Source organism: Pedobacter sp. 01T416_2, assembly GCF_056398925.1.
In genome coordinates, this window is record NZ_JBFTQI010000652.1 from 1 (window position 1) to 3416 (window position 3416).

Here is a 3416-nt window from a genome sequence, read left to right on the forward strand (position 1 = left end):
CCTGACCTTTGATTACACCGACAAACAGTGTAAAAAAGACACACAGCGCCAATGCATTTCTTAAAAATTTCATCATTCTTGTCTTTAATTATTTGTGATCATGAACTACCTTACCATCCAGGGTTTTGCGCAAACTCCTTATACATATTTACGTCTGCTCGTTTAAGTGGCAACCAATAATGCTTTTCACTAAACGGACGCTGTAATATTAATCGCTCACGATAGTTTACGACCTTATTTAATTTGGTGTCGACCGTAGGGCTTAAAGGAGCAGCGCGATCAAATTCTGCGGATGTTTTTAAGGTATAAGGCACTTCAGCAAGCAAATGCCAGCGGCGAAGATCATTAAACCGATGCCCTTCAAAGGCAAGTTCAACAGCACGTTCGCGCCTTACTTCTTTCATAAACTCTGTTGTAGATACTAAAAACTGTGCGGCAACACGTCCAACACCAGCACGATCTCGGATCACATTGATTGCATCTACGGCAGTTTTGCTAAATCCCTCTGCGGTTGCGCTTGGGGAATCGTACCCTGTAGCAACCGATTCCGCGTACATCAGGTAGATATCGGCCAAACGCATATATGAAACCTTAATATTCAGGTTTTGTCCGTAATTCCAGCCCTGATCAAAGTTATTGGCAGTTCTGGGCACAAATTTGAACATCATATACCCTGTACGGCTACCAGAACGTTCATCTCTATAACTTCCGTTTGTGAAAAGGTTTGCATATCGGTGTGGCTCCATATTCGCGGCTAAAGTTCCCTGCACCACTTTAACTCCATCATATATAATATCATTATAGAACCTTGGATCGCGGTCGCGCCAAGGAAATTGCGGATCATATCCTGAGCCACTAGGATCAGCCTGGGCAGAATTCGAAATGGGCAAACCATTTTTCATCCCATAATAATTAACGTAATTTGCGGTAGGCGCAAATACCAATGCATCTGCCCCTACAATTGCTGGTGTATATTGTTTTGCAGTGCCATAGGTTGAACCATGTGCTCCCCAATATGGCCCCGTAAATATTACTTCAGTACCTCCCGGGATTAAGAAATTTTGGCCAGTTGTATAAAAATTGGTACTGTATTGTGCAAAAGGCAATAACTTATGAGGAGCAGCGCCACTTTCTGTTAGTTTCAATAACTCGGCAAATGCAGCAGCCGCTTTTTTACTCAGTTCTACATTGTAAGTTTTGCTACCGGTAGATTCTAGGTTCATTAATGGACTAGCGGCCCACAGATAGTTTTTACCTAAATAACCTAATGCCATGATTTTATTGATGCGTAATTGGTTTTTACCCAGGGTTTGGATCCCGGCTGTTGTATTATCCCAATTAATTGGCAAAAGATCGGCAGCGGCTCTTAAATCCAGTGCTGCCTTTGCTGCACATTCCTGATACTTTAGCCTTGGTAATCTCAATTCTTCATCGGCTGGCAATACTTTATCAATGTATGGTAGCCCCCCAAAATATTGCATGAGCTGGAAATGGAACCAACCTCTAAAGAATAATAGCTGACCTCTGATCAGGTTACGTTCTTCGTCGGTTGCGTTTGCCATCAGGTTTAGGTTCTCGAGGCCTAAATTCGCTTTACGAATGCCATACCAGGCCAGTGGATATAGGCCCTTGGTAAAACGATCATTATTTGTATTCGCGTTGGCATTATCTAAAAATCCAGCTCCCCATCCATCAAACTCTCTTTGCCAGCCCCAAAAATCGCCGTTATCTATTTTGTTAACGAAGTGGAAATTTTGAACTGTAGACTGGATTTCGTCTTCACCCCAGTTGAAACTGTTGGTCCAGTACCGGTTGGTAAAATCTGGAATACAATTATATAGCTCTTCGGTAAAGCCCTGAAAACTGCGAAAGTCTTTGAAGGCCGATTCTGCTGACACAGTTGCTTCAGGATCTCTGTCTAAATATTTTTTACAAGATACCATGCCGGTTCCCGCCCAAATCATTCCTATCAATAATAGGCGTGTTATATATTTTTTCATAATGATCATGTTTAGAAAATGAAATTAGCGCCTAGATTATAGCGTTTTACAGTTGGATATGCACCCTGCGATGCCCAGCCCTGTCCGCCCGCACTTTGATAATTTGCTTCACGGTCATCCGGCATCTTAGTCCACACGTGTAAATTGTTTCCATTTAAGAATATACGTATGCTCGAGATTCCTGCTTTTTTAACCCAATCTTGCCTAAAAGTGTAAGCAACCTCAGCATTTTTTAAGCGCAGGTAAGAAGCATCATAGAAATACCTGTCTGCCGTATAAAAACCCGCTGGCGTTGTTTCCCAACGTGGCATCGGACCATCAGGATTTGTATTGTCTTTTGACCAATAACTTCCTTCATCATAGGCAACTGTATTCTTTCCTGAAAAAGATCCGAGCACTACCTGGCGGGTAACATTGTTCACACCGTAAAACTGAGCAAATGCGCTAAATCCTTTCCATTCAAAACCTATAGTTGCATTGTAGGTGTTTTCAGGAGCGCCAGAATAACCATAAGGAATGTTATCATTCGCATCAATTATCCCATCTGCATTGTAATCTACCAGATGATAGTTTCCTGGGATTTTCAATTGGTCGTTAGCATTGTGCATGGTACTTCCATAAAGCTGATCCCAAGTATTGTAATAACCAGCGCTCACATAAGAATAAGCCTGTCCAATCTGTTTATTGATAGGCTTAGCATATTCTGGCAATAGCTCGGCCACGTCGGCGTCAATCACTTTGTTTTTTGCATGGGTATAATTGATATTAGCCCACGCGGTAAAATTGCTGGTGATTTTTTTGTTGAACCGGATATCAATTTCATAACCTCTCGACCGCACCTTACCAACGTTAAATGTAGGCGGTTGAGCACCATAATAACTTGGTACAGCCCGAGAAGTACCAGTAAGAATATCGCTACGGTCATCCTGAAAGAAATCTACACTTCCAGAAATCGTGTTTCCCAGGATACCAAAGTCGAGTGCAATATTTTTCTTCGCCACTTTCTCCCAACGCACGTTTGGATTACCTACACCAGTTTCCCTATACCAATTGTAAGGACTATTTTCAGCGGCTTCTCCGGTAATACCGAGCGGTGTTGTTCCGCCAAATGCCCAATTCGTTAAAAATGCAAATCTTGGAGAACCACCATCATCGCCAATTTCGCCATAAGATCCGCGTAACTTTAAAGAGTTGATGAATTTGATCGGTTTCATAAACTTTTCTTCAGAAATCATCCATCCAAGTCCACCAGATGAAAAGAAATCAAAGCGATAAGCAGGGCCGAATTTCTCAGAGCCATTATAAGCCCCATTATATTCGAAACTGTACTTGCCTGCATAATTATAAGTAGTACGGAAAACCCAGTCTTCACGGTAAGAAGGAATGATACTTCCCGTAGCTGTGTTATCTCTGCTC

2 protein-coding genes are annotated in these 3416 nt (G+C 42.1%); both read right to left on the reverse strand.

Going from position 1 to position 3416, the window contains the following annotated elements; translation table 11 throughout:
• Positions 1-110 precede the first annotated feature (110 nt).
• Positions 111-2000: a RagB/SusD family nutrient uptake outer membrane protein gene (locus tag AC1DPQ_RS21825; protein WP_477610859.1), complete on the reverse strand. Its 1890-nt coding sequence runs from the start codon at positions 1998-2000 to the stop codon at positions 111-113.
• 11 nt (positions 2001-2011) lie between these two features.
• The coding region (locus AC1DPQ_RS21830) for a SusC/RagA family TonB-linked outer membrane protein (protein WP_477610860.1) at positions 2012-3416 on the reverse strand (1405 nt) is incomplete at its 5' end.